This is a genomic window from Candidatus Eremiobacteraceae bacterium, assembly GCA_035295225.1.
GTDB lineage: Bacteria > Vulcanimicrobiota > Vulcanimicrobiia > Eremiobacterales > Eremiobacteraceae > JABCYQ01.
Map to the genome: position 1 here is coordinate 158,439 of DATGJI010000055.1, position 25,921 is coordinate 184,359.

Annotated in this window: 27 protein-coding genes; 5 read left to right on the forward strand and 22 right to left on the reverse strand. The window is 63.2% G+C overall.

What is annotated here, in order from left to right:
* Positions 1 to 32: 32 nt before the first annotated feature.
* The 11 genes from rpsI to VKT51_10515 form a co-directional block, all read right to left on the reverse strand.
* Entirely contained in the window at positions 33 to 434 is a 402-nt protein-coding gene (gene rpsI, locus VKT51_10465) for a 30S ribosomal protein S9 (GenBank protein ID HLJ84584.1), read from the reverse strand.
* Entirely contained in the window at positions 434 to 865 is a 432-nt protein-coding gene (gene rplM / locus VKT51_10470; protein ID HLJ84585.1) for a 50S ribosomal protein L13, read from the reverse strand. The genes rpsI and rplM overlap by 1 nt, the downstream gene beginning before the upstream one ends.
* A 299-nt stretch (positions 866 to 1,164) precedes the next feature.
* Positions 1,165 to 2,085 carry a site-2 protease family protein gene (locus tag VKT51_10475; protein ID HLJ84586.1) on the reverse strand — a complete coding sequence of 307 codons (921 nt, stop codon included), beginning with the start codon at positions 2,083 to 2,085 and terminating at the stop codon, positions 1,165 to 1,167.
* A gap of 87 nt (positions 2,086 to 2,172) precedes the next feature.
* Positions 2,173 to 2,937: a tRNA pseudouridine(38-40) synthase TruA gene (gene truA, locus VKT51_10480; protein ID HLJ84587.1), complete on the reverse strand. Its 765-nt coding sequence runs from the start codon at positions 2,935 to 2,937 to the stop codon at positions 2,173 to 2,175.
* Positions 2,934 to 4,430 (reverse strand): lysine--tRNA ligase, encoded by a 1,497-nt coding sequence (lysS, locus tag VKT51_10485; protein HLJ84588.1) that lies wholly within the window; start codon positions 4,428 to 4,430, stop codon positions 2,934 to 2,936. The genes truA and lysS overlap by 4 nt, the downstream gene beginning before the upstream one ends.
* Entirely contained in the window at positions 4,427 to 4,936 is a 510-nt protein-coding gene (greA, locus tag VKT51_10490; GenBank protein ID HLJ84589.1) for a transcription elongation factor GreA, read from the reverse strand. Before greA ends, lysS begins: the two co-directional genes overlap by 4 nt.
* 123 nt (positions 4,937 to 5,059) lie before the next feature.
* Positions 5,060 to 5,527, reverse strand: coding sequence for a hypothetical protein (locus VKT51_10495; GenBank protein HLJ84590.1), 468 nt, complete (start codon positions 5,525 to 5,527; stop codon positions 5,060 to 5,062).
* 40 nt (positions 5,528 to 5,567) lie between these two features.
* A complete protein-coding gene (locus VKT51_10500; GenBank protein ID HLJ84591.1) occupies positions 5,568 to 6,494 on the reverse strand; it encodes a hypothetical protein in 927 nt (308 codons plus the stop codon).
* Positions 6,491 to 7,630, reverse strand: coding sequence for an NAD(P)H-binding protein (locus tag VKT51_10505; protein HLJ84592.1), 1,140 nt, complete (start codon positions 7,628 to 7,630; stop codon positions 6,491 to 6,493). Before VKT51_10505 ends, VKT51_10500 begins: the two co-directional genes overlap by 4 nt.
* 35 nt (positions 7,631 to 7,665) lie before the next feature.
* Complete coding sequence (locus VKT51_10510; GenBank protein HLJ84593.1) at positions 7,666 to 8,118, reverse strand: SRPBCC family protein; 453 nt, start codon at positions 8,116 to 8,118, stop codon at positions 7,666 to 7,668.
* Positions 8,119 to 8,228: 110 nt separating this feature from the next.
* Positions 8,229 to 9,503 (reverse strand): aspartate aminotransferase family protein, encoded by a 1,275-nt coding sequence (locus VKT51_10515; protein ID HLJ84594.1) that lies wholly within the window; start codon positions 9,501 to 9,503, stop codon positions 8,229 to 8,231.
* On the opposite strand from VKT51_10515, the gene VKT51_10520 reads away from it, so the two are divergent.
* Together VKT51_10520 and VKT51_10525 are read left to right on the forward strand one after the other, a co-directional pair.
* Positions 9,483 to 10,373, forward strand: coding sequence for an alpha/beta hydrolase (locus VKT51_10520; GenBank protein ID HLJ84595.1), 891 nt, complete (start codon positions 9,483 to 9,485; stop codon positions 10,371 to 10,373). The genes VKT51_10515 and VKT51_10520 overlap by 21 nt on opposite strands.
* Positions 10,373 to 11,854, forward strand: coding sequence for a CYTH and CHAD domain-containing protein (locus VKT51_10525; protein ID HLJ84596.1), 1,482 nt, complete (start codon positions 10,373 to 10,375; stop codon positions 11,852 to 11,854). The genes VKT51_10520 and VKT51_10525 overlap by 1 nt, the downstream gene beginning before the upstream one ends.
* Positions 11,855 to 11,928: 74 nt before the next feature.
* On the opposite strand, the gene VKT51_10530 is transcribed toward VKT51_10525, so the two are convergent.
* The gene (locus tag VKT51_10530; GenBank protein ID HLJ84597.1) at positions 11,929 to 12,999 is read right to left on the reverse strand and encodes an SPFH domain-containing protein; all 1,071 of its coding nucleotides are present in this window, start codon (positions 12,997 to 12,999) and stop codon (positions 11,929 to 11,931) included.
* A gap of 134 nt (positions 13,000 to 13,133) precedes the next feature.
* Between VKT51_10530 and VKT51_10535 the strand changes: the two genes are divergently transcribed.
* On the forward strand, positions 13,134 to 14,759 hold the full coding sequence (locus tag VKT51_10535; GenBank protein HLJ84598.1) for a hypothetical protein: 1,626 nt from the start codon (positions 13,134 to 13,136) through the stop codon (positions 14,757 to 14,759).
* Here VKT51_10535 and VKT51_10540 read toward each other — a convergent pair.
* The 3 genes from VKT51_10540 to dusB form a co-directional block, all read right to left on the reverse strand.
* A complete protein-coding gene (locus VKT51_10540; GenBank protein ID HLJ84599.1) occupies positions 14,743 to 15,990 on the reverse strand; it encodes an MFS transporter in 1,248 nt (415 codons plus the stop codon). The genes VKT51_10535 and VKT51_10540 overlap by 17 nt on opposite strands.
* 93 nt (positions 15,991 to 16,083) lie before the next feature.
* Positions 16,084 to 16,686 (reverse strand): hypothetical protein, encoded by a 603-nt coding sequence (locus VKT51_10545; protein HLJ84600.1) that lies wholly within the window; start codon positions 16,684 to 16,686, stop codon positions 16,084 to 16,086.
* Positions 16,687 to 16,811: 125 nt separating this feature from the next.
* The gene (gene dusB / locus VKT51_10550; GenBank protein HLJ84601.1) at positions 16,812 to 17,837 is read right to left on the reverse strand and encodes a tRNA dihydrouridine synthase DusB; all 1,026 of its coding nucleotides are present in this window, start codon (positions 17,835 to 17,837) and stop codon (positions 16,812 to 16,814) included.
* A gap of 101 nt (positions 17,838 to 17,938) precedes the next feature.
* Between dusB and VKT51_10555 the strand changes: the two genes are divergently transcribed.
* Together VKT51_10555 and VKT51_10560 are read left to right on the forward strand one after the other, a co-directional pair.
* Positions 17,939 to 19,123, forward strand: coding sequence for a M20 family metallopeptidase (locus tag VKT51_10555; GenBank protein HLJ84602.1), 1,185 nt, complete (start codon positions 17,939 to 17,941; stop codon positions 19,121 to 19,123).
* The gene (locus VKT51_10560; GenBank protein ID HLJ84603.1) at positions 19,120 to 19,686 is read left to right on the forward strand and encodes a hypothetical protein; all 567 of its coding nucleotides are present in this window, start codon (positions 19,120 to 19,122) and stop codon (positions 19,684 to 19,686) included. The genes VKT51_10555 and VKT51_10560 overlap by 4 nt, the downstream gene beginning before the upstream one ends.
* Before the next feature lie 7 nt (positions 19,687 to 19,693).
* Here the strand turns inward: VKT51_10560 and VKT51_10565 are convergent, their stop codons facing one another.
* Genes VKT51_10565 through VKT51_10595 form a run of 7 tightly spaced genes read right to left on the reverse strand, consistent with a single transcriptional unit; the run spans position 19,694 to position 25,821 of the window.
* Entirely contained in the window at positions 19,694 to 21,121 is a 1,428-nt protein-coding gene (locus tag VKT51_10565; protein ID HLJ84604.1) for a CoA-acylating methylmalonate-semialdehyde dehydrogenase, read from the reverse strand.
* On the reverse strand, positions 21,118 to 21,702 hold the full coding sequence (locus tag VKT51_10570) for an NAD(P)H-dependent oxidoreductase (protein HLJ84605.1): 585 nt from the start codon (positions 21,700 to 21,702) through the stop codon (positions 21,118 to 21,120). The genes VKT51_10565 and VKT51_10570 overlap by 4 nt, the downstream gene beginning before the upstream one ends.
* Complete coding sequence (locus VKT51_10575; protein HLJ84606.1) at positions 21,699 to 22,547, reverse strand: type III pantothenate kinase; 849 nt, start codon at positions 22,545 to 22,547, stop codon at positions 21,699 to 21,701. Before VKT51_10575 ends, VKT51_10570 begins: the two co-directional genes overlap by 4 nt.
* Before the next feature lie 3 nt (positions 22,548 to 22,550).
* Positions 22,551 to 23,774 (reverse strand): bifunctional phosphopantothenoylcysteine decarboxylase/phosphopantothenate--cysteine ligase CoaBC, encoded by a 1,224-nt coding sequence (coaBC, locus tag VKT51_10580; protein HLJ84607.1) that lies wholly within the window; start codon positions 23,772 to 23,774, stop codon positions 22,551 to 22,553.
* A 42-nt stretch (positions 23,775 to 23,816) separates the two neighbouring features.
* Positions 23,817 to 24,653: a pantoate--beta-alanine ligase gene (gene panC, locus VKT51_10585; protein ID HLJ84608.1), complete on the reverse strand. Its 837-nt coding sequence runs from the start codon at positions 24,651 to 24,653 to the stop codon at positions 23,817 to 23,819.
* A 3-nt stretch (positions 24,654 to 24,656) separates the two neighbouring features.
* Positions 24,657 to 25,508, reverse strand: a complete 852-nt coding sequence (panB, locus tag VKT51_10590; GenBank protein ID HLJ84609.1) for a 3-methyl-2-oxobutanoate hydroxymethyltransferase — start codon at positions 25,506 to 25,508, stop codon at positions 24,657 to 24,659.
* 7 nt (positions 25,509 to 25,515) lie between these two features.
* Positions 25,516 to 25,821, reverse strand: coding sequence for an FHA domain-containing protein (locus tag VKT51_10595; protein HLJ84610.1), 306 nt, complete (start codon positions 25,819 to 25,821; stop codon positions 25,516 to 25,518).
* Positions 25,822 to 25,921: the final 100 nt, after the last annotated feature.

Below are 25,921 nucleotides of genomic sequence, written 5' to 3' on the forward strand. Positions count from 1 at the left end.
CGGCCGGCCCTTCTCGAGTATCGTGCTCGCGATTACCGCTTGCTGAACTGGAAGCGTTTGCGAGCGCGCTTGCGCCCGTATTTCTTCGATTCTTTCTCGCGCGGATCGCGAGTCAACAATCCGGCCTTGCGAAGCACCGGACGAAGGCTCTCATCCATCTGCACGAGTGCGCGAGCGACGCCGTGACGGATCGCGCCTGCTTGACCGGTCAGCCCACCGCCGTGCGCTGTCACTTCAACCTTGAATCGCTCGAGGCTGTTCGTGGCCTCGAGCGGCTGCCGAACTATCTGCATGAGTGAATCGCGGCCGAAGTATTCGTTGGCAGGGCGCTCGTTCACGCTGATCTCGCCCTTGCCGAGGGTGACGCGGACGCGCGCGACCGCGCGTTTGCGGCGGCCTGTGCCGCCATGGACATCGCCGGTTGTGTGTGCCATCAGACCGTCTTCAACTCTTTCGGAGCTTGCGCTGTATGCTCGTGCTCTGGGCCGGCGAACACTCGCAGGCGCTTGAGCCGTGTAGCCCGCAATTTGTTGCCCGGCAGCATGCCGCGCACGGCGCCTTCGATGATGCGGGTTGGGTGCGTGGCGCGGATTTCGCCCGCGGTGCGCTCGGTCAGACCGCCGGGAAACTGCGAGTGCTTATAATAGACTTTGTCCGTCCACTTCTTGCCGGTGAGGTGGACGTGCTCGGCATTGACGACCACGACGAAGTCGCCGGTGTCGGCATGCGGTGTGTAATCGGGTTTGTGCTTACCCTGCAGGACGACGGCGATCCGAGTGGCCAGGCGTCCGAGAGTTTTTCCTTTGGCGTCGACGACGTACCAGGTACGTTCGACGCCGTTTTTCGCAAGCAAGGGAGTGCGCATAGTTGGTGTTAGCGGACCTTGAACATCAGAAGATGGAAGCCGTAGCGAACGCTAGGCGAACCTTGCTATCATACGTGACGCCCGCAGTCCAGTCAAGGCCGCTCCTGTCCCGCTGATGTAGGGCGGACCTTTATGGTCCGCCGTTTGCCGATGTAGGGCGGACCTTTATGGTCCGCCGTTTGCCGGTGTAGGGCGGACCTTCATGATCCGCCGGCGCGCCATAAAGGCGCGCCCTACATTCGCCGACGCTAGTCGGCCCGCGGTCGCGATTGCGACCAATGGGCAGGCGATGCCTCACCCTAATGACCTGCGGCGACGGCGGCTGCGTGCCAACCAACGGCAGCAAGCGCCGCAAGCCCGAAATACGCGACGGCGATGGCGATCCTCTCACGGCTCGGCACTTGGTAGTACGGATCGGTCGCGGTCGCCGGGTGAAACGCCGCCGCGATGCGCTGCCACGAAAGCGCGATCATCACAGCGATGAACGCGATGCCCGGGCCGGGCCGCAACAATGCAAAGGCGAGCGCTCCGGCGAGACCGACGACCCAGAGCTTCGGCGAAAGAGCTGCCACGACGCGGCCGCCATCGAGCGGTATGATCGGCAGCAGGTTGAACAAGTTGATGAAATAGGCGGCGGACGCAAGCGCAAACCAGATCTTCCCGCCGCCTTGCAAACCCACGATATGGCAGACAGCGGCGCCCGCGGTGCCAAGCAGCGGGCCCGCGATAGCGATCTCCGCCTCGATGCGCGCGTTCGGCGGCATCTCGCGCATCGCCACGAACGCCCCAAAAAATGGGATGAATATCGGCACGCTCGCTTTGATGCCGCGCGCGTACAGCGCGATCACGTGGCCCATCTCGTGCACGAAGATCAGCAAGACGAAGCCGGTCGCAAACGGCCAACCGAAGACTGTGGACCAAAGCCAGATGCTCAGAATGAGCGAACCGCTCGACAACAGCAGTTTGCCCGCGATCAGTATCCACTTGAGATTGAGCAGTAGCAGCAGCGCGCCTTTGAACTTGGCGGCGAGCGCGAGCAGCGTTGCCATGAACCCGACAGCCCCGGCTCCCGCAGCACTATTGCGCGACGACGTGCCGTCGTGCGCCGGCGGTGTGCTGTCTTGCGACGTGTGCGGCGCGGCGTGCGTTGCGGTGACGATCCGGTAGCCGGGAGGAAGCAACTCTGGCGGCAATCCGCCGCTCTGATCAGCTGGAGTCATGACTTGTATCGCATTCGATGACGCGCCCGACCGGTCCCATGCCAAGAGAGCCGACTGGCGTCGGCCCCTTCAGAAGATCCAACATCATCAGAGCGGCTCCGCATAGTGTACGCGCTCGAGGTAGAGCGCGTGGGCCGGCGCGGTGAAGCCCGCGTCCCTTCGCGTTGCGGGCGCAAGCAGCCGCGCGATATCCGCCGGCGCGCGTCGGCCGCGCCCGACCTCGATCAACGTGCCGACGGTTATGCGCACCATATTATGGAGAAAGGAGTCGGCGGTCATCCAGATGTCGATCATATCTCCGTCGAGATCGAGGGTGAGTGACGTCACCGCACGCCGCGTGACGGCGCCGGGCGGCACCGTCGCGCAGAATGCCGCGAAGTCGTGCTCGCCCACGAGCATGGCCGCGCCGGCCTTCATCGCTTCGATGTCGAGCCGCGCACCGACGTGGAATGCGCGGCCCCGCTCGAGCGGCGACGGCGCCGGCCGGTTCAATATCCGGTAACGATACGTTCGAGCAAGCGCGCTACGCCGCGCAGAGAAGTCCGCGTCGCGTTCGACAGCACGGAGCACTGCGATGTGCGATTCGCGCAGCATACCGCTCAATGCGACCGGCATGCGCCGCAGATCGGTTGGCGCGGTCGTAACAAAAGAGACGACTTGTCCTCGCGCATGGACCCCGGCATCGGTCCGGCCGGCGACGACCACTTGGACGTCATGGCCGAGCAACGCGGTCAGCGCGCGGTCGAGCGCTCCCGCCACCGTGGGCAGATCCGTTTGACGTTGCATGCCGTGTGAGAACGCGCCGTCGTACTCGACCACGAGGGCTATCGTGCGTGAACCCGGTTGCGTCACTCGGGCCGCTGGAGCGGGAACAACAAGACGTCGCGGATCGATGTCTGACCGGTCAGGAGCATGACGAGGCGGTCGATACCGTATCCGATGCCGCCGGTGGGCGGCAGACCATATTCGAGCGCGTGCACGTAGTCCCAATCGGGTTCAGGCGCTTCGGCGTCGCCCGCCGCGCGATCCGCGACCTGTGACTCAAAACGCCGGCGCTGGTCATCCGGATCGTTCAATTCCGAAAATGCGTTGGCCACTTCCATGTGTGCTATGAAGAGCTCAAAGCGCTCGACGAGAGCCGGATCGTCGCGTTTCCGCTTCGCGAGCGGTGAAAGCACAACCGGTTGGTCCGTGACGAACGTCGGGTCAGCCAGATGCGGCTCGACGACTTTCTCAAAGATCTTGTCGATGATGTGCGCGTGGCTGTCTCTGGGGGTGACGTCCAACGCGAGCTTGCGCGCAAGCGCTCGCGCGCGATCACCGTCGAGGATGTCTTCGCGACCGATATCGCCGTAGCGCTGCAGCGCTTCGAGATAAGCGATGCGGCCGAACGGTCTCCGTAGTTGGATCTTGCCGTCGGCGAATTCGTGCTCGCCGCGGATGCCGGCGGCTTCGGCCATATGAAGGATGAGATCTTCCGTCAGCCTGAGCATGCCCTCGACGTCGGTGTACGCCTCGTACAGTTCGAGCATCGTGAACTCCGGATTGTGTGTCCGATCGATGCCCTCGTTGCGAAATGTGCGACCGACTTCGTAGACCTTCTCCATGCCGCCCACGATGCAACGCTTCAAGTTGAGTTCCGTGGCGATGCGCAGCTGAAGCGGCAGACCGAGTGCGTTCGAATGCGTCAGGAACGGTCTGGCGTTTGCGCCGCCGGCCACGGTGAGCAGGGTGGGAGTCTCGACTTCGAAGTAGCCGCGCGCATCGAGAAAGCGCCGCGCTGCGGCGATGATCCGGCTGCGCAGCAGCATCGTGTCGAGAACGGGGCGGTTGACGATCATGTCGACGTAGCGGCGCCTGTAGCGCGTCTCGGGATCGGTGAGGCCGTGGAATTTTTCGGGAAGAGGCCGGAGGGCTTTGGAGAGCACGGTGAGTTCCCGCGCGCCGACCGTCAATTCGCCGGTCTTGGTCCGAAACGGCTCGCCGACAACGCCGACGATGTCACCGCGGTCGAGGTCATCCACGAGCTCGAACGCTGCGCCGAGATCTGCCTGACTGAAGAACACCTGGATACGGCCCGAGATGTCGTCGAAATCAGCGAACGCGACTTTCTTGCCCATGCGCCGCAGACTTCCCAGACGGCCGGCGACGCGCACGCTTGCGCCGGAGTGCGCGGCCGCCCCGAGCGAATCGTACTGTTCGCGCACGGCGGCGGCGGTATGCGAGCGTTGGAAAGTTGTGTGCGCGAACGGATCGTGGCCGGATGCCCTGAGCCGTTCGAGTTTGGCGCGACGAGCCGCGATAAGGTCGGCTTCGGTCGCGCCGACCTCGGGCTCTCGACTCACGTAGCTTTCGCTTTGGCGCCGGTCTTACGATTGCCGCGGATCGAGATGATCTTGAGCTGGATCTCACCGCTAGGCGTGGTGGCGCTCACCGTCTGGCCCGGTTTCGCGCCGATGAGCGCTTGACCGATCGGCGACTCGTTGGAGATCTTCGCGTTGAGCGGATCGCTCTCCGTGGATCCGACGATCGTGTAGTCGAGGTCCGCACCGCTCGTCATGTTCTTGATCTTGACCGTGCTGCCCAGGTGGACTTCGTCGCCGCCGCCTTCGCTCTCTTGGATGATGCGGGCGTTGCGGATCATGGCCTCGAGTTTGAGGATACGCCCTTCGACGAACGCCTGCTCTTGCTTGGCGTCTTCGTACTCCGCGTTTTCGGAGATGTCGCCGAACTCTTTGGCCTGGCGGATGCGGTCGTTGACTTCCTTACGATGGACGGTCTTCAAATCGTCCAGCTCGGCCTCGAGCTTGCGCAAGCCTTCTTCGGTGAGCAGGGTCTCTTTCTCGTTCATCTTCTCTCCAGGTCGTCGCCAGCTTCAAAGCGGCGAAGTTGTGACAGCTCATGCGTATACTATCGTGGCTGTCCTCATTCGAAATTCACGAGAATTTTCTTCTATTCGTCGACTCTGTCTAACCTATTCCGTCGACGCACATATGTCCGTTAGCAAGACAAAAAGCTCCGACTTCTCCGAGGGGAATCTGTAGATGCCGCGGGCATCTACTATCCGTGCGGCCACGGAAGTCAATTCCCAACCAGTGAACTCCGATGCGACGCAAGTTGGCTGGGTGAGAATGCTCAGACCGTTCGCGCGGCCGAATTCCCGAACGCCGATCAGACTTTTGTAGATGTCGACCGGCAAACTGTCGTTGGCCCACGCCCACAGCCAGGTTGAAGATCTCTTTGAAATGGACCCAGCTGCTTGAATGGTCGCTACTACTTGGTTGTCCTGTGCAAGGGACGAAAACACGACCGTACCTTTGTCGAGATCGTAATAGTAATCGCCGAACCTGAAAATCCCGAAGCGCTCGGAAAGCGCCTCATTCTTTGAAGCCAACAAGTGGACGGCCTCATGCTTATACTTATCAAATTCGCGCGCTGTCATGCAAAGCGATCCGCCTCTTGATTTTACCCGTGGATGAGCATTAGGTCGCTGTGGTTCGTACGGGGTCGAGACGTTCGATGCGCGGCTTGAAGTCTAACTGGCGCAAGACTTTCATGTAGTCGTCCGCGCTGACGTCCTTCCACTGCTTGCCAAGCAGCGCAAGCAGCGCAGCCTCCATCACATTTGTGCCGAACGAGCGGCCGCCCAGCGACGGCGTGCTGGTGACGAGCGTGCTGACGCCGCGCACGCGCAGCTCTTCGACATTTGACGGCGTGATCGTATTGGTGAGCACGATTTTGCCGGCGAGATTGTCGGGCATGAATTGTCTGATGAAATGGAAGTCCCCGGCGATCACTTTTGCCTGTTCGAAGTACTGCGGAAATTTCGGCGTCGGCGGACGCTCTTGTTTCTTCCCCGTCGGATAGAAGAACTGAAACGGCAGCTTGCACGCGTCGGGCAGATACTTCTCGGCTAACGCTTCGAATTCGGCGAGCGAGGTCACCGGTTTGTCCAGGCCAAGCGCGAAGATGAAATCGCCGAACATCACCTGCGCGCCGGCGTCGCACAAGGCTTGCGCCATCCCGAAGCGATCGAGCGCGCTGACCATCAGCACCGGCGTGCCGCGGAAATCCACGATCCCATGCTCTTGTAGGTAGCGAACCGTTTCGCGCTCGAGCGTGTTCTTCAGACCGCTGCCGTCCGCGACCGGCGTCTTCTTCACGGCGTCGAGCATGCGCAGGCCGTCGCGCAGCGCGTAGCGCTTGGCTCCGGCGAAGAGATAAACATCGATGCCGCCGAGCCCTATCGCGTCGACGTTCCCGTCAAGCTCGTGAAGCGCGGCGATCGCGCGTTCCAATGAGCCGTCGAAGCCCACGCGCCGTATGTCAAATCGTTCGCCGAGCCAATCGACTTCGACCCGGTGATCGCGCGTCGACGATCCCAGGCTCACCGAGACCACCTGTTTCATTGGGCTGCTGTTTCGGCCGCGGACGGAGGTGCGACGCGCGCGTGACCGTTGGACATGCCTGCGTGCTTGGCCGCACGGGCGAGCTCTCGCGTGGCGTCGATCTTCGCCTGCGTCACCGGCTTGTCGAACGCGCGCATGCCGGCTAGCTCGAAGCCGTTCTTCGTCGCGAGCCGTTCAATCTCCAAAACTTTTGCTATGTTGATGCCGCGTCCGAGCGAATAGTTCTCGAGGCGATTCTCCAGCGCGAGGATCATGGTCTCCGACATGCACGCGAGCGCGACGGCGTCGGGCAGGCCGAAGTCGAAGTTGAAGTTCGGATCGCCGGGGACGCGGATGTTGCCGCCTTCGGTGACGAGCACGTCCGGCCGCTCCGTAGCGACGCGCCGCGAGACGTCGTGCGGCAGCGAAACTTCGCACACGACGGCGCCGGGTCGCAGATCTTCCGGCTCCACGATAGTGGAGGTGGCCGCGGTGGCCGTCAGCACGATGTCGGCGCTGCGCACGGCCGCCGCTACGTCGACCGTGCAGTCGAGCGCCGCGCTGACGTGCGGTTGCATCGCGTTGCGCAGGTTCTTCAGACGCGTCGCGTTGCGCGCGACGAGCGTGAGCCGCGCGACCTTGTTGCCGATGATCTGCGCGCATGCCGACCCGATGGATCCCGTCGCGCCGATCACCGCCGCGTGGGCGTTTTCAAGATCGATGTCCATCTCACGCGCGCCGCGCAGCAAGCTTTGGATCGCCGAAGCGATCGTGTACGAGTTGCCGGTTGTCACCGCGATGGGGCAATTCTCTGCGACCGTGACGCCGCCATCGCCGACCACCGCCGTGAAGCCGCCGAGACCGACGATGTCGCAGCCGAGCTGCGCCGCCAGTTTTGCTCCCGCGACGACGCGCGCCATCGCCGCTTCACGCGGCAATTCCAGCCACTGTTCCGGGAGGAGCGGCGTCGCGATGAAAAAGCCTTCGATCTCCTCGCCGGTCAGGCTGCGGACGCCGGTGATGTGCGAGGCCTTGTACGCGGGCATCCACTCGAGGATCTTCTTGATGAGCGGCATGCCTTTGCCGACGGCCTTCGGCTCGTAGCGAAGTACGTCGTCATACGACAGCGGGTGAATGAGAAAACCGAACTTGCGCAACGGGCGTGTCACCCTCGAACGAGCAGGCTTAGAGATTACCCAGCCGAACGCCCCGGCCCTTCGCTCTTGGCTTTCAGCGCGCGCAGCATCATGAGCGAATTCTCCTCGACCTTCTTCTGGAGTATCGGTCCGATGAGCTCGGCCAACGTCGGCACACCGAAATCGTAGTCCACGCCGAGCACGACGTGGGTCATGCCGTCGCGCTCCTCAAACGTCCAGGCGCCTTCGAATTTGTCCAGGTCGCCTTCGGTGAGCCGGTAATCGATGCGCGTGCGCTCGTCGTCGAAGATGTCTTCTTCGGTCCATTCGATCGGCGCGTCTTCGACCAACGTCTTCCAGCGCGTCACGGTCTTGTTGCCTTCGCGGCGCAGTATTTTGACGTACTCGACATCGGGCATGAATTCCGAGTAGCGCTCCATGTCTTTCGCCAACTCGTAGATGGCCTTGCGCGGTGCGGCGATGTCGATCTCAGTTTGGACGTACGGCATCGCGCGCAGTCACTTCGCCTTTCGGTCCGGCGAAGCGCGAAGCTCCTCCGGCACAAGAAACAAGGCGGCCGAGGTAAACTCGACCGGTATGGCCATCCGCACGGAACCCGCTAGCAAGCCAGTCTTCCGAGTTTTTCCTTGGCCAACGCGGTTCCCTGTGCGAAGATCGCCATTCCCTCGTCGATCTCCGCCCGCGACACGATGAGCGGCGGTTCGAGGCGGATCACGCGCTGCTGGTTCAAAGTGTACGCCGCCGTCATGCCAAGCCTGAGACATTCGGGGATGATCACCCCGGCGTAGCCTTCGCTCACCAGTTCCACGCCGACCACGAGTCCGCGACCGCGCACCGACGCGATCACGTCGGGCATGCGGGCGCGCAGTTCCATTGCTTTGGCAAGCAAGTATTCGCCCATCTCGCGCGATCGTTCGACCAATCGTTCTTCCCGCAGTACGCGTAGTGCCGCAAGGCCGGCCGTGCAGGCGAGCGGATTGCCGCCGAACGTCGACGTGTGCACGAGCGGTGATTTGCCGAACGCATGCATCCAGACATCGCGTCGCGAGATCGTTGCGCCGATCGGCACGACGCCGCCGGAAAGGCCCTTCGCGATCGTCATGATGTCCGGCACGACATCTTCGTGATCGACGCCCCAGAGATAGCCGGTGCGGCCGAGACCCGTCTGCACTTCATCGGCGATGAACAGCGCGCCGTGCTTATCGCAGAGATCGCGCACGCCGCGCAGGTAGCCGTCGGGCGGGATCATCACGCCGCCTTCGCATTGGATCGGCTCGACGATGAACGCGGCGGCGCCGGGCAACGCGCGATCGAGCGCGGCGAGGTCGCCAAACGGCACGTGTTCGAATTCCGGCACGAGCGGCTGGAATGAATCCTTGAAGACGTCGCGACCGGTCGCGGTCAGACTGCCCATCGTCTTGCCGTGGTAGGCGTTCTGCGTCGAGACGATGTGGACGCGCTTCGTCGAGAGACGAGCCATCTTCAACGCCGCTTCCACCGCTTCGGTGCCGCTGTTCGAGAAAAAACTGATCTCGAGATCACCGGGTGCGACGGCGGCAAGTTCGCGCGCAAGCGATGCCATCTGCTCGTTGAAGAACACGCGCGTGGATAGCGACATGCGGTCGAGCTGCTCTTTGACCGCGGCGACGACGGTTGGATGGCTATGCCCGAGCGTGAACACGCCGTACCCGCCGCAGAAATCCAGATACGATTTGCCGTCAGTATCCCAGACGCGGCAGCCCGACGCGTGCGCCTCGACCGGCGATCCCGCGACCTTCATGAAGCGAGCGAGCGGCGGATTGACGTACTCTTTGTAATCCGCGTACACGCGGTCGAAAAGCGTCGTTCGATCATGATCGGTGAGTTCGGCCATGCCGATTCTTTCCGTGCGTGCTTCGTCGTTGACCTCTTACGCTATCGCGGAAAGGGCAGCCCGCGCACCGCGCGAACTGCGCACGCCATGGCGAACACCGCCGCAAGCGACGGCTTGCACATCTCATATTCAGACCGCGGCAGCGGTCTTCCGGTGGTCTTCCTGCACGGCGTCGGCGCCACGAGCGCGTGCTGGTCGGAGCAGATGGCGTCGCTCTCGGGCGCCTTCCGCTGCCTCGCGCTCGACTATCGCGGCTACGGCAAGTCCGACGTTCCGGAGCCCAGCGCGATTTCGCGCGAAGCGTATGCCCGCGACGTCATCGCGGTGATGGATGCCGCCGGAATCGAAAGCGCCGTGCTCTGCGGCAATTCGCTCGGCGGCGTCGTCGCGCTAGAAGTCTTTCGGACGTTCCCGGAACGCGTCCGTAAACTCGTGCTCGTGGATTCGTTTGCCTACTTTCCAGGCGGTGCCGAAAGCATTCCCGATCGGTTGAAGACGCTCGACGAGTTGGGCATCGAGCGATTTGCGACGACTCGCGCGCCGCGTCTATTCGTGAACGGCGCTCCCGAATCGCTGATCGCCCGCGCCCAGACCGACATGATCTCTATTCCGCTTGCGATCTACAAAGCGTCGACGAGTGCGACATGGAGCGGCGATTATCGCGCTCTCTTGCCGCGCATCGACGTGGATACGCTCGTCGTCTGGGGCGAATACGATACGGTCACGCCGCGCCCGTTGAGCGACGAGCTCGCGGAGCACATCGCAACATGCGGATCGGTTTCCGTCGTACCGGGGGCCGGCCATCTTCCCCAGATGGAAAACCCGGCGGCCTTCGATACGCTCCTCACCGACTTCTTGACGCGGCGCTGATGCTCGAACGCGAGGTCAAGCTCGAAGCACCGCCGGCATTCCGGCTCGAGACGATCGCGCGCCTTGGCGGCGGATATCGCGTATCGAAGATCGCCACCACCGCTTTCGACTCGCGCTATTTCGACACGACCGATCGCAGGCTCGCCCGCGCCGGCTGTTCGTTGCGCTATCGCACCGGCGACCGCTGGACGCTCAAACTCCCCGACGTCTCCGAACGCGGCGAGTTCGCTCGCGCCGAGCACACGGTCATCGCTGGCCCGCGCACGCCGCCTGCAGCGCTCGTGGATCTCGCCACGGCATACGCGCGCACGCGGCGGTTGCGCGCGGTCGCGACATTGCGCACCGAGCGGCGGACTGTGACGCTTGCGAGTGCCGGCGGCGCGGCGCTGGCCGAAGTCGCCGATGATCGCGTCTCGGCGCAGCTTTCCACCGGCGCGACGATGGAATTTCGCGAGCTCGAGGTCGAACTCGCGCCGCACGGGTCTTCGTCCGTGCTGTTCGACGTCGTGCGCCGTTTGCAGGCGCTCGGCGCCGGGGCGCAGGTCTTCGAGTCGAAGATCCATCGCGTGCTCGGTGCGTCCGGACCGCTCACGCCCGAACTCCGCAGCCCGCATCTGAGCCCGCATAGCAGCGCGGCGGATCTCTTGCGTGCGGAACTCGCGGTGCAGACGGCGACGCTCGTCGCAAACGACGCGGGCATCCGCTTGGGACTCGGGCCGGAACCCCTGCACCTCACCCGCGTGGCCGCGCGGCGGATCCGCTCGGCGCTGCGAGTATTCCGTCCGCTTCTGGACCGCGCGTGGGCCAACCGGCTGCGAGCCGATCTCGAATGGCTCGGCAACGTCTTAGGAGCGGCTCGCGACGCCGATGTGTTGGTGCAGCGGCTGCGCGCGCGTGCCGCGAGTCTCGACGGGCCCTTTGCGGCGCAACGGGCGCGTCTGATCGCCGCGCTGCACGAGGGTTCGGATGCGAAGTATAAGAGCGTGCGTCGCGTGCTGAAGGCGCCGCGCTATGCGCGCCTGCTTGAAAAATTGGTCGTGGCTGCGGCGCATCCGCGATTGACGCGTGACGGCACGGTCGCTGCGCGCGAAGTGGTTCCCGAGCTCATCGCCAAACCGTGGCACGACCTCAAGTCTGCGGTGAAGAAAACGAAACGCCGCCCGACCGACGTCCAACTACACCGCTTGCGCATCCAGGTTCGCCGCTGCCGCTACGTCGCTGACGCCGCAGCTCACGTGCTCGGGTCCGACATGACCCGGTTCGCACGCCGGCTCGCGCGCCTTCAAGACATCCTTGGCGAGCAGCACGATGCGGCCGTCGCGGCGGCCTACGTCAAACGCGTGGCTGTTCGCACGCGCGCTATGCAGGTGGCGTCGGCTGTGCTCGAAGCCGAGGGGCGCGTGGACGAGCGCCGCCGGGCAGAGTGGCGCAAGGCGTGGTGCAAAGTTAAAAAATCGCGCCCCGTTTTGAAGACTAAGTGAAGGGGCCGACGCTAGTCGGCCCACGTTATGATCGCTGGGGCCGACCACGTCGGCCCCTTCAGAAACGTTGGCGGTCAGCCTGCGAGTTTTGTGCCGCACTCCGAGCAGAACTTTGCGCCGCCCGGGTTCTGCGCTTTGCACGACGGACATGCGACGGTCTGCACCATCGCTGCCCCGCAGTCGCTGCAGAACTTCGCACCAGGCGCGTTCTTCGCGCCGCACTTCGGACACGCGATCGTGGCCGTTGCGGGCGGCGCCGCTGCCGCCGGTGTCGTTCCGCCGGTCTGAGCTGCGCCCGACTGAAGCGCTTGATTGATCATCCCGGGCATCGCAAATCCGAGTCCGGCGCCGACGCCGAGACCGGCCATCGCACCGGCGGAGCCGCCCTGGTTCTGCGCCGCGTCTTCAACCGAGCGCGCCGCTTTGAATTGCATGTACTGATTCATATTGCCGACGACGCCCATACCGGTGCGTTCGTCGATGACTTTCTGCACGTCGTCCGGCGGCGTAATCGCGTTGATAAGAAAGTCAACGATCTCCACGCCGTATTGACCGAAGTCATCTTTGATGCGCGCCTTCGTCGCCGCGGAGAGCGCATCGTATTGCTGCGGAAGATCGAGCAGGCTCTTGACGGTTTCGCCGAGCAGGTTGTTCAAGCGCGCCAGGATCATGTTGCGGAAAAAGTTCTGCAACGCTTCGGACGTGTAGACGTTCTGCGTTCCGACGATCTTGTTGACGAACAGCTGCGCATCGTTGACGCGCACGCTGAACGCGCCGTACGCCCGCAGGCGCACCATCGAAAATTCGGCGTCGCGGAACAGGATCGGTTCGGCCGTGCCCCAGTGCAGGTTCGTGAAGACCTGCATCCCGACGAAGTAGACTTCGGCTTGGAACGGTGACGTGCCGCCGAAGGGGATCGATAGCAAGCCTGTGACGAGCGGCAGGTTCTGCGTCGAGAGCGTGTAGCGGCCGGGCGTGAACGTGTCGAGCGCCTTGCCGTCGCGGAAGAACACCGCGGCCTGGCTCTCCTGAACGATGAGCTGGCTACCCCACTTTATATCAGTGGATCCAGTTTCAGGCCAGCGATGCACCATCTGCTGCCCGGTGTTGTCGAAGAACTCGATGACGGACAGTCCGAGTGCCATGTTTTCTACTTCCTCATGCGCGCGTGGCGCTGGTCAAAAGACTCCGCGATTGGATACTTATAGCGTCGGCAAGAGTTTCAATCGCCCAGCGGAACTGTCCCGCTTGTAGCTGTAAGGGCTCGATGGAGCAGACGATGGGAATAGGATTGGGCGGGTTGTTTGTCACCGTCGTTCTCGCCGTGGCGAATCCCGCGCCCGGCAATGACGCGGCGATATGTCATCGTCTGGAGCCCTTGTCGGAACCTTCTGCTTCCGCTTGGCTTGCGGCCAATTCCGGAACGCTTCGATTTCAACCGGATGACTATTACCGCTACCGCACCGGAGGCATCGAGGTTCGGTCGGATGCAGGCTCCTGCGGTGCCGATGTGGGTGTCTGCGCCACTTCGATACGTCTGTCCCCGGACGGCCGATTTGTGATTCTCGTCGCGACCGCAGGCGACGGCTCGCTGCCCTCAGAGATACTCGTCATTCGTAAGTCCGACAAAGTCGTATGGCGCGCCTCAGTACCGGATCAAAAGCTCGACGTCGGCAGACCGACGGCAGGATACCAAGCCTTCGTCGGCTGGCCGGCATGGAACTCCGCTACCGGCGTCGGGTATGTGCGGTGCGCGCCGAACGGACGCTACGACCTCGTCATGACGGTCGGAGTCAGCCGAACCGTTGAATTGCCGACGTGGCTGATCAAAGATAAGGCTCCGCCGAGCATCACCATCGCGCCGAGCACGCTTGCGTCGCTACCCGCCTTTCTGACCAGCGAGTTTCCCGACTCATTCAGATGGAGCGGAATCCAAAGCATCGCGTTTGACCCGCTATCCGGGGTCGTTTACTTTTCAAATGGTACGAAATCCGGAAGCTTTGGCAGCGATGGAAGTGCGACTCCTTGGTTCTTCAAGCGACCGGATGGGCCGCCCCAAGGCTTGGCCGCATATACCGTTCCGTATACAATCGCAGCGAGCGCAATCGCCCTCATCGCGACGACGCCCCCGCACAACGTGTTTGAGAAGTCGGATCTATATTCAGTCCCTTTCACGAGCGGCGCGGTTTCTATGCTCACTTCCTACGATTGGAATCCCGTCGGGCTGGCAGTTGACCGCGGTCAAGGACGGGTCTTCGCGGCTGATCCGTACGCGAATATCGTCTACCGCGTCTCCGCTGGCAAACCCGCGATTTTTGCCGGCCGCTGCGAGAACTTGGTGGACGGCACCATCAACGATGCAGATCCTCAGATGTGCCAGGGCGGCGATGTCGATGGCGCTTCGTCCGTGGCCCGCTTCAATCAACCAAACGGACTCGCGTACGATGCTGAAGACGACGTGCTCTTCGTCGCCGATACGGGAAACAACGAGATTCGCGGCATCCACCGTGACGGGACCGTCTTTACACTAGCCGGTTCATGCGAACGGCTCGAGGGGTATCCTGACTGCGTCGGCAGGCTCTTGGATGGCAACGCAAAGAACGCGCGGTTCGATTACCCGATGAGCATCGCATACGACTCAAAACACCATATGCTCTATGTCGCCGACGAGTTCAATCACGCAGTTCGGAGCGTTTCGCTTGACGGCGATGTGAATACCCTCGCGGGAAACGGTTCATGCGGTTTGAAGGACGGCGTGGGGTCGGCCGCGTCGTTCTGTTATCCAACAGCGCTTGCGTTTGATCCCAAGAGCGATTCCATCTTCGTGATCGACGGCGGCAACAATGCGCTACGCCGGATGTCGCTCGATGGCGGGGTCGCTACGGTCGCTAACGTTCTGTTCTAGCGGCGAACTCTCGATCTTTGGCCTCGGGCCCAACGGCCGTAAGCACACCGACGGCGACGAAGACGGCGAGCGCGACGATCGCAAGCACGCGCGCGTAGTCTGCCCCGCCGCCAGCTGATGGAAAGCGCGCAGCGAGCATCGCTTGCCACTGCGCAGCCCCGGCGGAGATGAGATTCCCCATTTGATAGGTGAAACCGGGAAACGTACCGCGCACCGTGGGAGGCGAGAGTTCGTTGAGGTGCGCGGGCACGATCCCCCACGCGCCTTGCACCATGAACTGCATGCAGAATCCGCCCACGCCGAGCAACGCCGCGCTCGGCGCAAAGGCCCATAGCGGAATGACGCACGCGCCAAGCGCGACCGCGATGACGATCGAATATCGTCGGCCCAAACGCTGCGATAGACCGCCAAAAAGCGTGCCGCCCAGGATCGCGCCGACGTTCATGATGATCGTGAGGAGCGAGACTTGTCCGACGCTGAAGCCACGTTGCTTCTCGAGGAAGGTCGGATAGAGATCCTGCGTGCCGTGCGACATGAAGTTGAACGCCGCCATCAAGACGATCGCGTATAAGAAGAGCGGTGCGTTGGCGAGGGCGCTCCGCCAAAGGCCCGCCGTCGGTCCGACGCGCGCCACGCCCTCCTTCCACACCGCCGATTCCGGCACGTGCGCGCGGATGTAGAAGATCAGAAGCGCCGGCAGCGTCCCCACGATGAACATGCCGCGCCAGCCGAAATGCGGAAAGACAAGAAAGTAGACGATCGCGGCGATGAGGTATCCCGTCGCGTAGCCCTGTTGCAAGACGCCCGAGAAGAAGCCGCGCGATTTCGCGGGCAGCGCCTCCATCGCTAGCGCGGCGCCGACGCCCCATTCGCCGCCCATCGCGATGCCGTAGAGCGCACGCAGACCGATGAATGCCCAGTAGTTCGGCGCGAACGCAGTCAGGAGTTCGAGCAGCGAATACAGGCCGATGTCGATCATCAGCGGCATGCGTCGCCCGAAACGGTCCGCGAACCAGCCGAAGATGAGCGCACCGAGCGGCCGCAGCATCAGCGTTATCGTGATCGCAAAAGCGATCTCGGGGATTGATCGGCCGAAGTCGCCGGCGATGCGCGCGACGACAAACGTGACAAGGAAGAAGTCGAATGCGTCGAGCGTCCACCCGAGAAAGCTCGCCGTGAACGTCTTGCGCTGATCGCCTGTGAGTGAGCGCAGCATCGCGAGAGCGGTCATGCCGCGCTCGTTATGCGTATGATGTAGGCCCGACCTCTACGATAAGAAGGGGCCGACGCCAGTCGGCCCCTTCTGAACAGCGAACTACGGCGGTTACGGAGTCGGAAGGCCGTCGAACAGGTGCTTGCGTCCTTGGAAACGCCGGTCGAAATCGGCCGTGAGCGCATCGAGCGACGTCAATGCGGCGCGCAGGCGATCCGGGTCGGTACCGGCCGTCTCCACGGCCGTCGCGGCGCCGTCGAATTTCGAGACTTCGTTCATGATCGCGGCGTCGTATTGGTAGATCTGGATGAGCTGAGCATCGCCGATCTGCACGTGGTCGAACACGGCGTTATAACCGTAGTCGGCGAAGCGCATTTGATCCGCGAGACGCTCGAGCTTGCGGCTGCTCTGATCGATGAGCGCGAGGCTGTCGAGTTTTCCCGAACGCGATAGTGCATCGACGACTCGATCGAGGCGGTCTTTGACCGCGCTGATATGCTCGCCGATGACGGCGCGCATCTGTTTGTCGGCGATGCGGCGATCTTCTGCAGCCTTGTATCCCGCAAAGCCCGGTATGTGCATCGCGAGATTGTTGAGCGCTTCGCCGACGGTCGCCGGATGACCGAGCGGACCAGGTGCGGGAGGCGGCGTGCCGGTCGTCGTCGTTGAGACGGTAGGCGAACCCGGAGGCAAGGGAACCGGATTGATATCCATGATCGACTTTTCGAGCTCCTATCGCTAGTACCAGCTTGCTTTTGCGCGGTCAGGTACGTATATCGAAGTGCGGTCCTGCTTGTTACACTCGCTGCTCACCGCGGGACGAATGCCTACCGCAACGGCTACACGGCGACCTCCATCGCGTCCTCAGTGCCGACCGTCACCGCTGGCCGCGTCCGCGCCGTCGCGAGCAATTCGCGCACGGAGTCCGCGTCGGGCGTATGATTGATCTGCTCGCGCAGGGCCGACGCACCAGCGATGCCGCGGATGTACCACGCCAAATGTTTGCGCATTTGGAACACGCCGGACTTCTCGCCGTACCGCTCGACCATCGCGTCGAGGTGTGCGCGCGCGAAATCGATCCGCTCTTCGACGGACGGCGGTCCGGGCAGCGGTTCCCCCGCCATCGCAGCGGCGATACCGCGGATGAGCCATGGGTTGCCGAGCGCGGCTCTGCCGATCATCACCGCGTCGACGCCGGATTCTTCATAGCAGCGCAGCGCGTCCGCGGCGCTTGCGATGTCGCCGTTGCCGATCACCGGCACGCTCACGGTCTCTTTCAAACGCGTTATGTACGACCAGTCCGCCGACGGTTTGTAGAATTGTTTGCCGTAGCGCCCGTGGAGCGTGAACGCATCGATGCCGACTGCCTCGGCTCGTTTTGCGATCTCCAAGTACGTAAAGTTGTCGCGCTCCCAGCCCAGGCGCATCTTCACCGTGACGGGTACGCGCTTGACGGCCTTGCGAACCGCGGCGCAGATCGCGACGGCAAGATCGGGATCGCGCAGGATCGCGGCGCCGTCGCCGCCTTTCACGATCTTCGGCGCAGGGCAGCCGAAGTTGATGTCGACGATGTCCGCACCGCACTCCTCGACAAAGGCCGCAGCCTGCGCCATCACCGCTGGATCATTGCCGTGGAGCTGCACCGAAGTCGGGCGCTCTTCGGGATAGACGTCGATCATCTCGAGCGTGCGCTTGTTCATGCGCACGAGCGACTGAGCCGAGACGAACTCGCTCACCGTCAATCCAAAGCCGAACGGTTTGAACAATTTGCGGAAGAGCGCGTTTGTGACGCCCGCCATGGGAGCGAGCGCGATCGGCGGCGACATCTCGATGCCGGCAATGCGCAGCGGCGGAGCGGGTTTCATGATATTCGCCGTTTCGGCTTTGACCATCTGGCCGCCTGGCATGATGCGCGCCGGGCGACTGCGAAGTTGCGCTGCCTTGAGGGCACGGAAAGGATAACGTGATGCCGAGCGACGTGCTCGACGTACCCGCGCGTCTGATGGATGACGTCGTCTCGGTGCGCCGCGATCTCCACATGCATCCCGAGTTGGGATTCGAAGAAGTTCGGACCGCGGGCATCGTCGCCGAGCGGCTCAAGGCGCTCGGATACGAAGTCCGGACCGGCATCGGTCGGACCGGCGTGGTCGGTATACTTCGCACGCGCAAACCAGGGCGCACGATCTTGCTGCGCGCGGACATGGACGGTCTGCCGGTGGAAGAGCGAAGCGAGGTGGGCTTTGCTTCCGTCAATCGCGGAACCATGCACGCCTGCGGCCACGACGGACACGTGGCGATACTGCTGGGCGCGGCCGAGATGATCATGGAACGCCGCGATCTTTTGTGCGGCACGATCGTGCTCTGCTTCCAGCCGGCTGAAGAAGGCCGCGGCGGCGCGAAGGCGATGATCGAAGACGGCGTGCTTGCCGACCCGCATATCGAACGCGTCTACGGTCTCCATCTTGCTTCCTTATATCCGGTGGGAGTCGTCGCTGTGAAACCGGGTCCGGCGATGGCGTCGAGCGATTCGATCGAGATCACGATTCACGGGCGCGGAGGTCATGGTGCTGCACCGCACCAGACGGTGGACCCGGTCTTGACCGCCGCGCAATTCGTCACGAGCGTTCAATCGATTGTCAGCCGGAGCGTGGATCCGATCCAGCCAGCGGTGGTGACGATCGGCGCGATCAACGGCGGCACCATTCACAACGTCATCCCCGATAATGTCAGACTGTTGGGCACCGTAAGGGCTTTTGACGCCGACGTTCGCGCTCAGATGAAGCCGAAGATCGAACGCGTCCTCAAGGGCTGCTGCGAGGGCGCCGGGGCCACGTACGACTACGAGTACCTGTGGCGCTATCCCGTCACCGTCAACGACGCGACGGAGGCCGCATACATCCGCGATCTTGCAGCGCGCACGTTAGGCGAATCGAGATCCGTGCCGTTCGAGCCGACGATGGGCGCTGAGGATTTCTCGTTCATGCTCGAGCAGCGGCCCGGCTGCTTCTTCTTCCTCGGATCGCAAAGCGGACCCGAAACGGCGGTCGCTCACCATAATGCGCGTTTCGCGATCGACGAACGCTGCCTCGAAGCCGGCGTGCGCATGATGACGGCGATCGCCTTGGATGCGCCGCAGATCAAGCCTGAGTGAAGACATTCTGGCGCTGGGTCGGGACCCTGTTCTTTTTTTTCGCGTTCGTATTTTTGACTGTGGCGGGGATCGGCACGACCATTCCCATCTGGCATTCGACCAAGTGCGCGGCCGACATCGCTGCGCCGTCCGACGCCCTCTTCGGCGCTATCGCAGACGACGGATCGTCTGCGTCATGGCGGCCGGAGCTACGGAGCGTCACGCTCGTCTCGGGTTCCGGACCCACCACGGTTTGGCGCGAGACATACAAGAGCGGCCAGGAACTGACCCTGTACACGAACAGGTTGGGTTACGCCTCAGGTAGACAGCTAGTCCGCGACATCCCGTTCGATCCTCGACTCGGATTCGACGGCAACTGGGTATTTAATGTGGGCAAATCCGGACAACGCGGCGAAAACAAAACGCGAGTCGCGATCAACGAACAAGGCCACATTTACAATCCGGTGTTCAGGTTTCTGACGAAGTACGTGTTCGGCTACTCCGGTTCGATTCGCACGTACCTCACGGATCTCGGTGCGAAGTTCGGTGAGAAGCCGGCCGTAGCGTGCATCTCATCCCCATAACGTAGTGCTACCAGCGTGAAATGACCATCTTCTTGCGCGTGTAAAATTCCACAGCGTCCTGACCTTGCATGTGCAGGTCGCCGTAGAACGAGCCCTTCCAGCCCGAAAACGGATAGAAGCCGAACGGCTGCGCCGTGCCGACGTTGACGCCGACCATGCCGGCCTGCACCGTATCGCGAAAGCGCCGCGCCGACGCGCCGCTGGATGTGAAGATCGCCGACATGTTGCCGTATGCCGATGTGTTGGCGAGCGCGATCGCCTCGTCGAGCGAATCGGCATACGCGACCGAGAGAACGGGGCCGAAGATCTCATCGCGTCCGGCCGCCATCTCGTGGGTGACGCCATCGAGAACCGTCGGTCCCACGAAGTAACCGGGCTGCTGGACGTAGCCGCGGCCGTCCACCGGAATGCGCGCGCCGTCTGAGACGCCTTTGGCGATGTGGTCCAGGACGCGGGTGCGGTGCTCGTCGCGGATGAGCGGGCCGATGTCCACGCCTTCGCGATCGCCCGGACCCACGACAAGTTTTTCCGCGCTTTCCGTCAACGCCGCAAGAAGCGGCTTGCCGGAAGAACCGATGGCCACAGCGACGCTGCCCGCAAGACATCGCTCTCCCGCGTTGCCGAACGCCGAGTTCAATATGGACGGAATCGCGCTTGCGATGTCCGCATCCGGCATCACGAAGATGTGGTTCTTCGCGCCGCCGGCCGACTGCACGCGCTTGCCGGTTCGCGCCGCTTCGCGGTACACGTGCGATGCGACGGCTTCGGATCCGACGAACGAAACGGCGGCAACTCTGTCGTGCGTGATCAGCGCGTTGACGCATTCGGACGTGCCATGAACGACGTTGAGCACGCCGTCAGGAAAGCCGGCCTGCGAGAAGAGTTCCGCTAGACGTACGGCGCCGAGAGGCGTCCGTTCCGACGGCTTGAGCACAAACGTGTTGCCGCACACCACCGCGAGCGGAAACATCCACAGTGGAATCATCACCGGAAAATTGAACGGCGTGATCCCCGCGACGACGCCGACCGGATAGCGATAGCAGTCCTGATCCACGCCGGCGCCGACTTCGCGCAACGTTCGGCCCTGCAAAATCGTCGTCGCCGCGCAGGCAAAATCCACGACTTCGATGCCGCGCCGAACTTCGCCGCGCGCTTCGGCAAGCGTCTTGCCGTGATGCCGCGTGATGATGGCGGCAAGTTCGTCCACATGCTTTTCGAGCAGTGCTTTGTAGGCGAACATCAGCCGCTGGCGGTCCATGACCGTCGTGCGGCTCCAATCTTCGAATGCTGCTGCAGCCGCAGCGACCGCGCGATCCACGTCCGCGCCGGTGCTCAAAGGCACCCGTTCGATCTCCTCGGCCGTGGCGGGATTAAAGACCGGCAACGTCTCTCGCTGCAAGCGCTCCCACTTCGCACCGATCAATACAGGGATCACGAAGGGGCGCTTTGCCCTTTGCCCGGGTTCAGCCGGCGCGCAAATGCGGCCAGCGCTTCGAGCAGCGCGACGACGCGCTGCTTCGTCTCCTCGTCCGTCAGGTCGCCGTTCTCGTCGAATTTGGTCCGAGCCCGCATTATGTAGAGTTCGGGTTCGTTGAGCACGTGCATGTTATTTTCGACGGCGACCTGCCGCAGGTGAAGCTGACAGCGCACCGTACCGAATTGGCCTGGCGACGCGCCCATGAGCGCGGTGGGCTTATCGTCGAGCACGCCGTCGGTTCGAGACGCCCAGTCCAAGACGTTTTTTGTGACGGCCGGCATCGAATAATTGTATTCCGGCGATACGACGAGCAGCGCGTCGGCATCTTTGATCGCATCGCACAAGCGCTTCACGGGCGGGAGCGGATTCGTCTCGCTCTCCAGATCCGCGTTGAAAAGCGGTACGTCGTCGATGTCGATGACGCGGATCTCGACATCCGCGGGCGCAAGCGCGACAACGGCGCGCAGCAAACCTCGATTGAACGATTTCTTGCGCAGCGAACCGGCGAACGCCGCGATGGAGACTTTCTGTGAACTCATTCAGTTCTTTCCAAAGCTTTCGCATGGTTGGGCCGACTAGCGTCGGCCCCTTCAGAAGCCCGTTGAGAAGATCCGGTTGTAGCCCAGATGTAGAGACCGTGGAGGCTCAGGCTTTCATCCACGTGGTCGATGCACTTCGTGTTCGTCGCGACGAGCTCTGCCAGCCCGCCGGTCGCGATGACCGTCGGCTTGCCGCCGAGCTCGGCGGCGATCTTCGCGACGAGGTACTCCGTCTGTCCGACAAAGCCGAAGATGATGCCCGACTGCAGCGCCGACGAAGTGTCCGTGCCGAGCGCAGCGGCCGGCCGTACGAGCGGAACGCTCATCAATTTCGCCGCTCGCGCGACGAGCGCGTCGACCGAGACCTCGATGCCGGCCGCTATCGCAGCGCCCGCAAAAGCGCCGTTCGAATCCACCCCTGAGTACGTCGTCGCGGTGCCGAAGCCGACCACGATGTGCGGCGCGCCGTATTTGCGCAGCGCGGCTATCGCATTGGCGATGAGATCGGCGCCGAGCTCGGCGGGGCGCTGCGTTCGCACCGGCACGATAGACTGCCGCGCCGCCGAGATGAACTCCGCGCGGCAGTGGAAATAGCTTTGGGCCACGCCGGAAACCGCGCGATAGAGCTCGGGCACGACGCTCGCGACCACGACACGTTCGACCACAGACGGCTGCACGCCGCGCACGGCAAGCATGCCGTACACGAGTGCGGCGAGTTCGTCGCCCGTCTGACGCGGATCGGTGACGGAGCGCCACGTGTGAGCAAGCGCGCCCGCGTGCTCGCCTTCGCTCTCGAAGAGGCCGAACTTGATATTCGAGTTCCCGATGTCGAGCGTGAGCAGCACGGATCAGCCGCGACGCCGAAGAGCGACGATGCGATCGAGGATCGTTCCCGCGACGTCCGCCTTTGACGCGCGCGGCACGTCCTGCTCGCCGCCCGGCCAAAAAATCCTTACTTCGTTCTCCGTAGAGGCAAACGCACCGCCGTTGCGTCCGATGCGGTTCACGACGATGCAATCCAACTTTTTGCGAGCAAGCTTCTCGCGCGCGTTGTTCTCGAGATCGTCTGTCTCGGCGGCGAATCCGACGACGAAGCAGCCCGGCGGCCGCCGTTGCGCGACGTCGGCGATGACATCCGGATTCGACGCGAGCTCCACATGCAGGTCTGCGTCGCGCTTTTTCGCCTTTTCCGCTGATTCGATCGCCGGCCGGAAATCCGCCACAGCCGCGGCGCCGATGAACAACGACGAATCGGGCAAGCTTTCGAGGACTGCCGCATGCATCTCGCGCGCCGAGACGACGCGCACGATCCGTACCTCCGGCGGAACGCGGATCTCCGTCGGCCCGCTCACAAGCGTGACGGCAGCGCCGCGTCGGCGCGCTTCATCCGCAAGCGCGTATCCCATCCTGCCGGTGGAGGAATTGGACAGGAAGCGCGCCGGGTCGAGGAACTCGCGCGTCGGCCCGGCCGTGATCAGCACGCGCTCCCCCGTCATGCTCGCGCCGCGCCCGAGGACGCGAATCGCGGCGCGTACTATCGCATCTTCATCCGCGAGGCGACCGTCGCCGAACTCGCCGCACGCCAAGAATCCGGCGGCCGGCATGACGAACTCCACGCCTCGCTTGGCAAGAGTCGCAAGATTATTCTGGGTGGCCTCGGCCTCGAGCATGGCCGTGTTCATCGCGTGTGCCACAAGGATGGGATTGCGCGTCGCGAGCGCGCACGTCGTGAGCAGATTGTCGGCGATGCCGTGGGCAAGCTTGGCCAGCGTGTTCGCCGTGGCATTGAGGACGAGGAAGAGTTCCGATTTGCGCACCAGCGTGATGTGAGCGACCTGCCACGCCGTCCCCGCGTCGAACATCTCAGTGTGGACATCATTGCCGGAGACGGCCTGAAACGTAAGCGGCGTGACGAACTTGCGCGCCGGGTCGGTCAGGATCACGTGGACGTCGGCGCCCGCCTGGCGCAGCTTGCTGACCACTCCAGCGCATTTGTAAGCGGCGATACCGCCGCAAACGCCGACGAGGATGGTCCGGCCGGCGAGGCTGGTTTTTTTTTCAGGTGTGCTCATGGGTGGGTGCGGTTGCTTAGTCGGCCCATCAGACCGGCCCTCCTACGGCGTACGCACTTCCATGTTATCGATGAGACGCGTCGCACCGCAGTAGGCTGCACCGACGACAAGCAGCTCCGCGCCGGCGGGCGCGAACTCAAGCGGTTCGAATGCGCCGGAATCCACGACCGCCACGTAGTCGTTTCGCAGCGGCGCCAAATCGGGGAGCGATTCGCGGATGAGCGCGGCGATGTCGCGCCGTCCGTCGCGAAGACCATCTGCGATCGTACGAAGAACGCGCGAGAGCCGCACCGCTTCGCGGCGCTCCTCATCGCTTAGATAGGCATTGCGCGATGAGAGTGCGAGACCGTCGGAGTCGCGCACGATCGGGCACTGGACGATCTCGACCGGCAGATCCATCTCGGCTGTCATGCGACGCACAACGGCAAGCTGCTGTGCGTCCTTCTGACCGAAGTACGCGCGTTGCGGCCTGATGACATCGAAGAGTTTGTGCACGATGGTGGCCACGCCGCGAAAATGACCGGGGCGGCGCTCGCCTTCCAGATGAGCGGCGATCGCGCCGACCTCCACAGCCGTTGGCGCGTTAGCTCCGACGAGTTCTTCGTCCGATGGTGCGAACAAAAGATCCGCGCCCGCAGCTTCCAACAGAGCGGCATCGCGTTCGAACGTGCGCGGATAGCGCGAGAAATCTTCGCCGGGCGCGAACTGCAACGGGTTGACGTAGAGCGAAACAACGACGGATTCGCATTCGGCGCGCGCGCGCTCCACAAGCGACGTGTGGCCGGCGTGCAGCGCACCCATCGTGGGCACGAACCCGACTGGCGCGCGCAAATCGGCGCGCTCGGCGCGCGCCTGCGCGACGGAACGAGCGACCTTCACGCGCTATGGCGTCGAGGGGTCGACGGACACGCTCTTCGTCTTTTGCGTGCGTTGCTGCGCCGTTTCCACTTCGTTTTCCGGGCCCGGGAAGGCGAGGCTGCGAACGTCCGTTATGTACTGTCGCAACGCTTTGAGACCGTCATCGTAGAAATGCGCGTAGCGCTTGGCATGTCTGGGCAGATATCCGGTCGACAAACCGAGCAGATCGTTGATCACGCTCACCTGGCCGTCGCAGCCTGCGCCTGCGCCGATGCCGATCGTGGGGCATGCGACCGCTTCCGTCACGCACTCGGCGACGGCACTGGGCACGCACTCCAAGACGATCGCGAAACATCCCGCATCGGCGATCGCGCGCGCGTTTTCGATGAGCGTTGCCGCCGCCGTGGCGGTCTTGGCCTGCGCGCGGAAGCCTCCAAGAGCGTGGACGGACTGGGGTGTCAGGCCGAGGTGCCCCATCACGGGTATGCCTGTCGCCACGAGACGTGCTACCAACGCCGGATCACTGCCGCCCTCGATCTTGACGGCATGCGCGCCGGCCTCTTTGAGAAACATACCGGCATTGCGCACCGCGTCGTCGTGCCCGCATTGATAGGAGAGAAACGGCATGTCGGCGATGACGAATGCTCCTCGCGCTCCGCGCACGACCGACCGCGTGTGATAGAGCATCTCGTCCATCGTCACCGGCAGCGTCGTATCGTGGCCGCCGAACACCATGCCGGCCGAATCGCCGACGAGGATCGCATCTGCGCCCGCCGCGTGCACCATCGCCGCCACGAGGGCGTCGTACGCGGTGAGCACGGCGATCTTCTCGCGGCGCTTCTTCTTCTCGAAAAACGTGTTGATGGTGACGGGCATTTGTGGACTACGCTTTCAGGTCGTCGGTTGACTTGCGGATGCAGAGCATCGTTCGGCCTACGATGAACGGCTGGCCCAGCGCGATGCGCGTGGCGGACTCGATCGCGGCCCCGTCCACGATTGTGCCGTTGCGGCTGCCGAGATCCGCTACGACGAGGTTCTCATCTTCAATGCTGACGCGAGCGTGAGACCGAGATGCCGCACGATCGGTCGGCAGCGCGGCGCCTTCGGCGTCGCGGCCGATAATGATGTCCCGGGAAAACGGCCACCGTTTGCCGTCCTGTGGGCCGTTCATCGCTTCGAGCTCATACATACGGACCTGCGATTTCGGTGGGTTGCAGCCTGCCTCCCGCGGCTGTCTTATTCGGTGACGAGCCTAAGTTTATCGTCCGAAGCGGCCGAAACTGTATAGA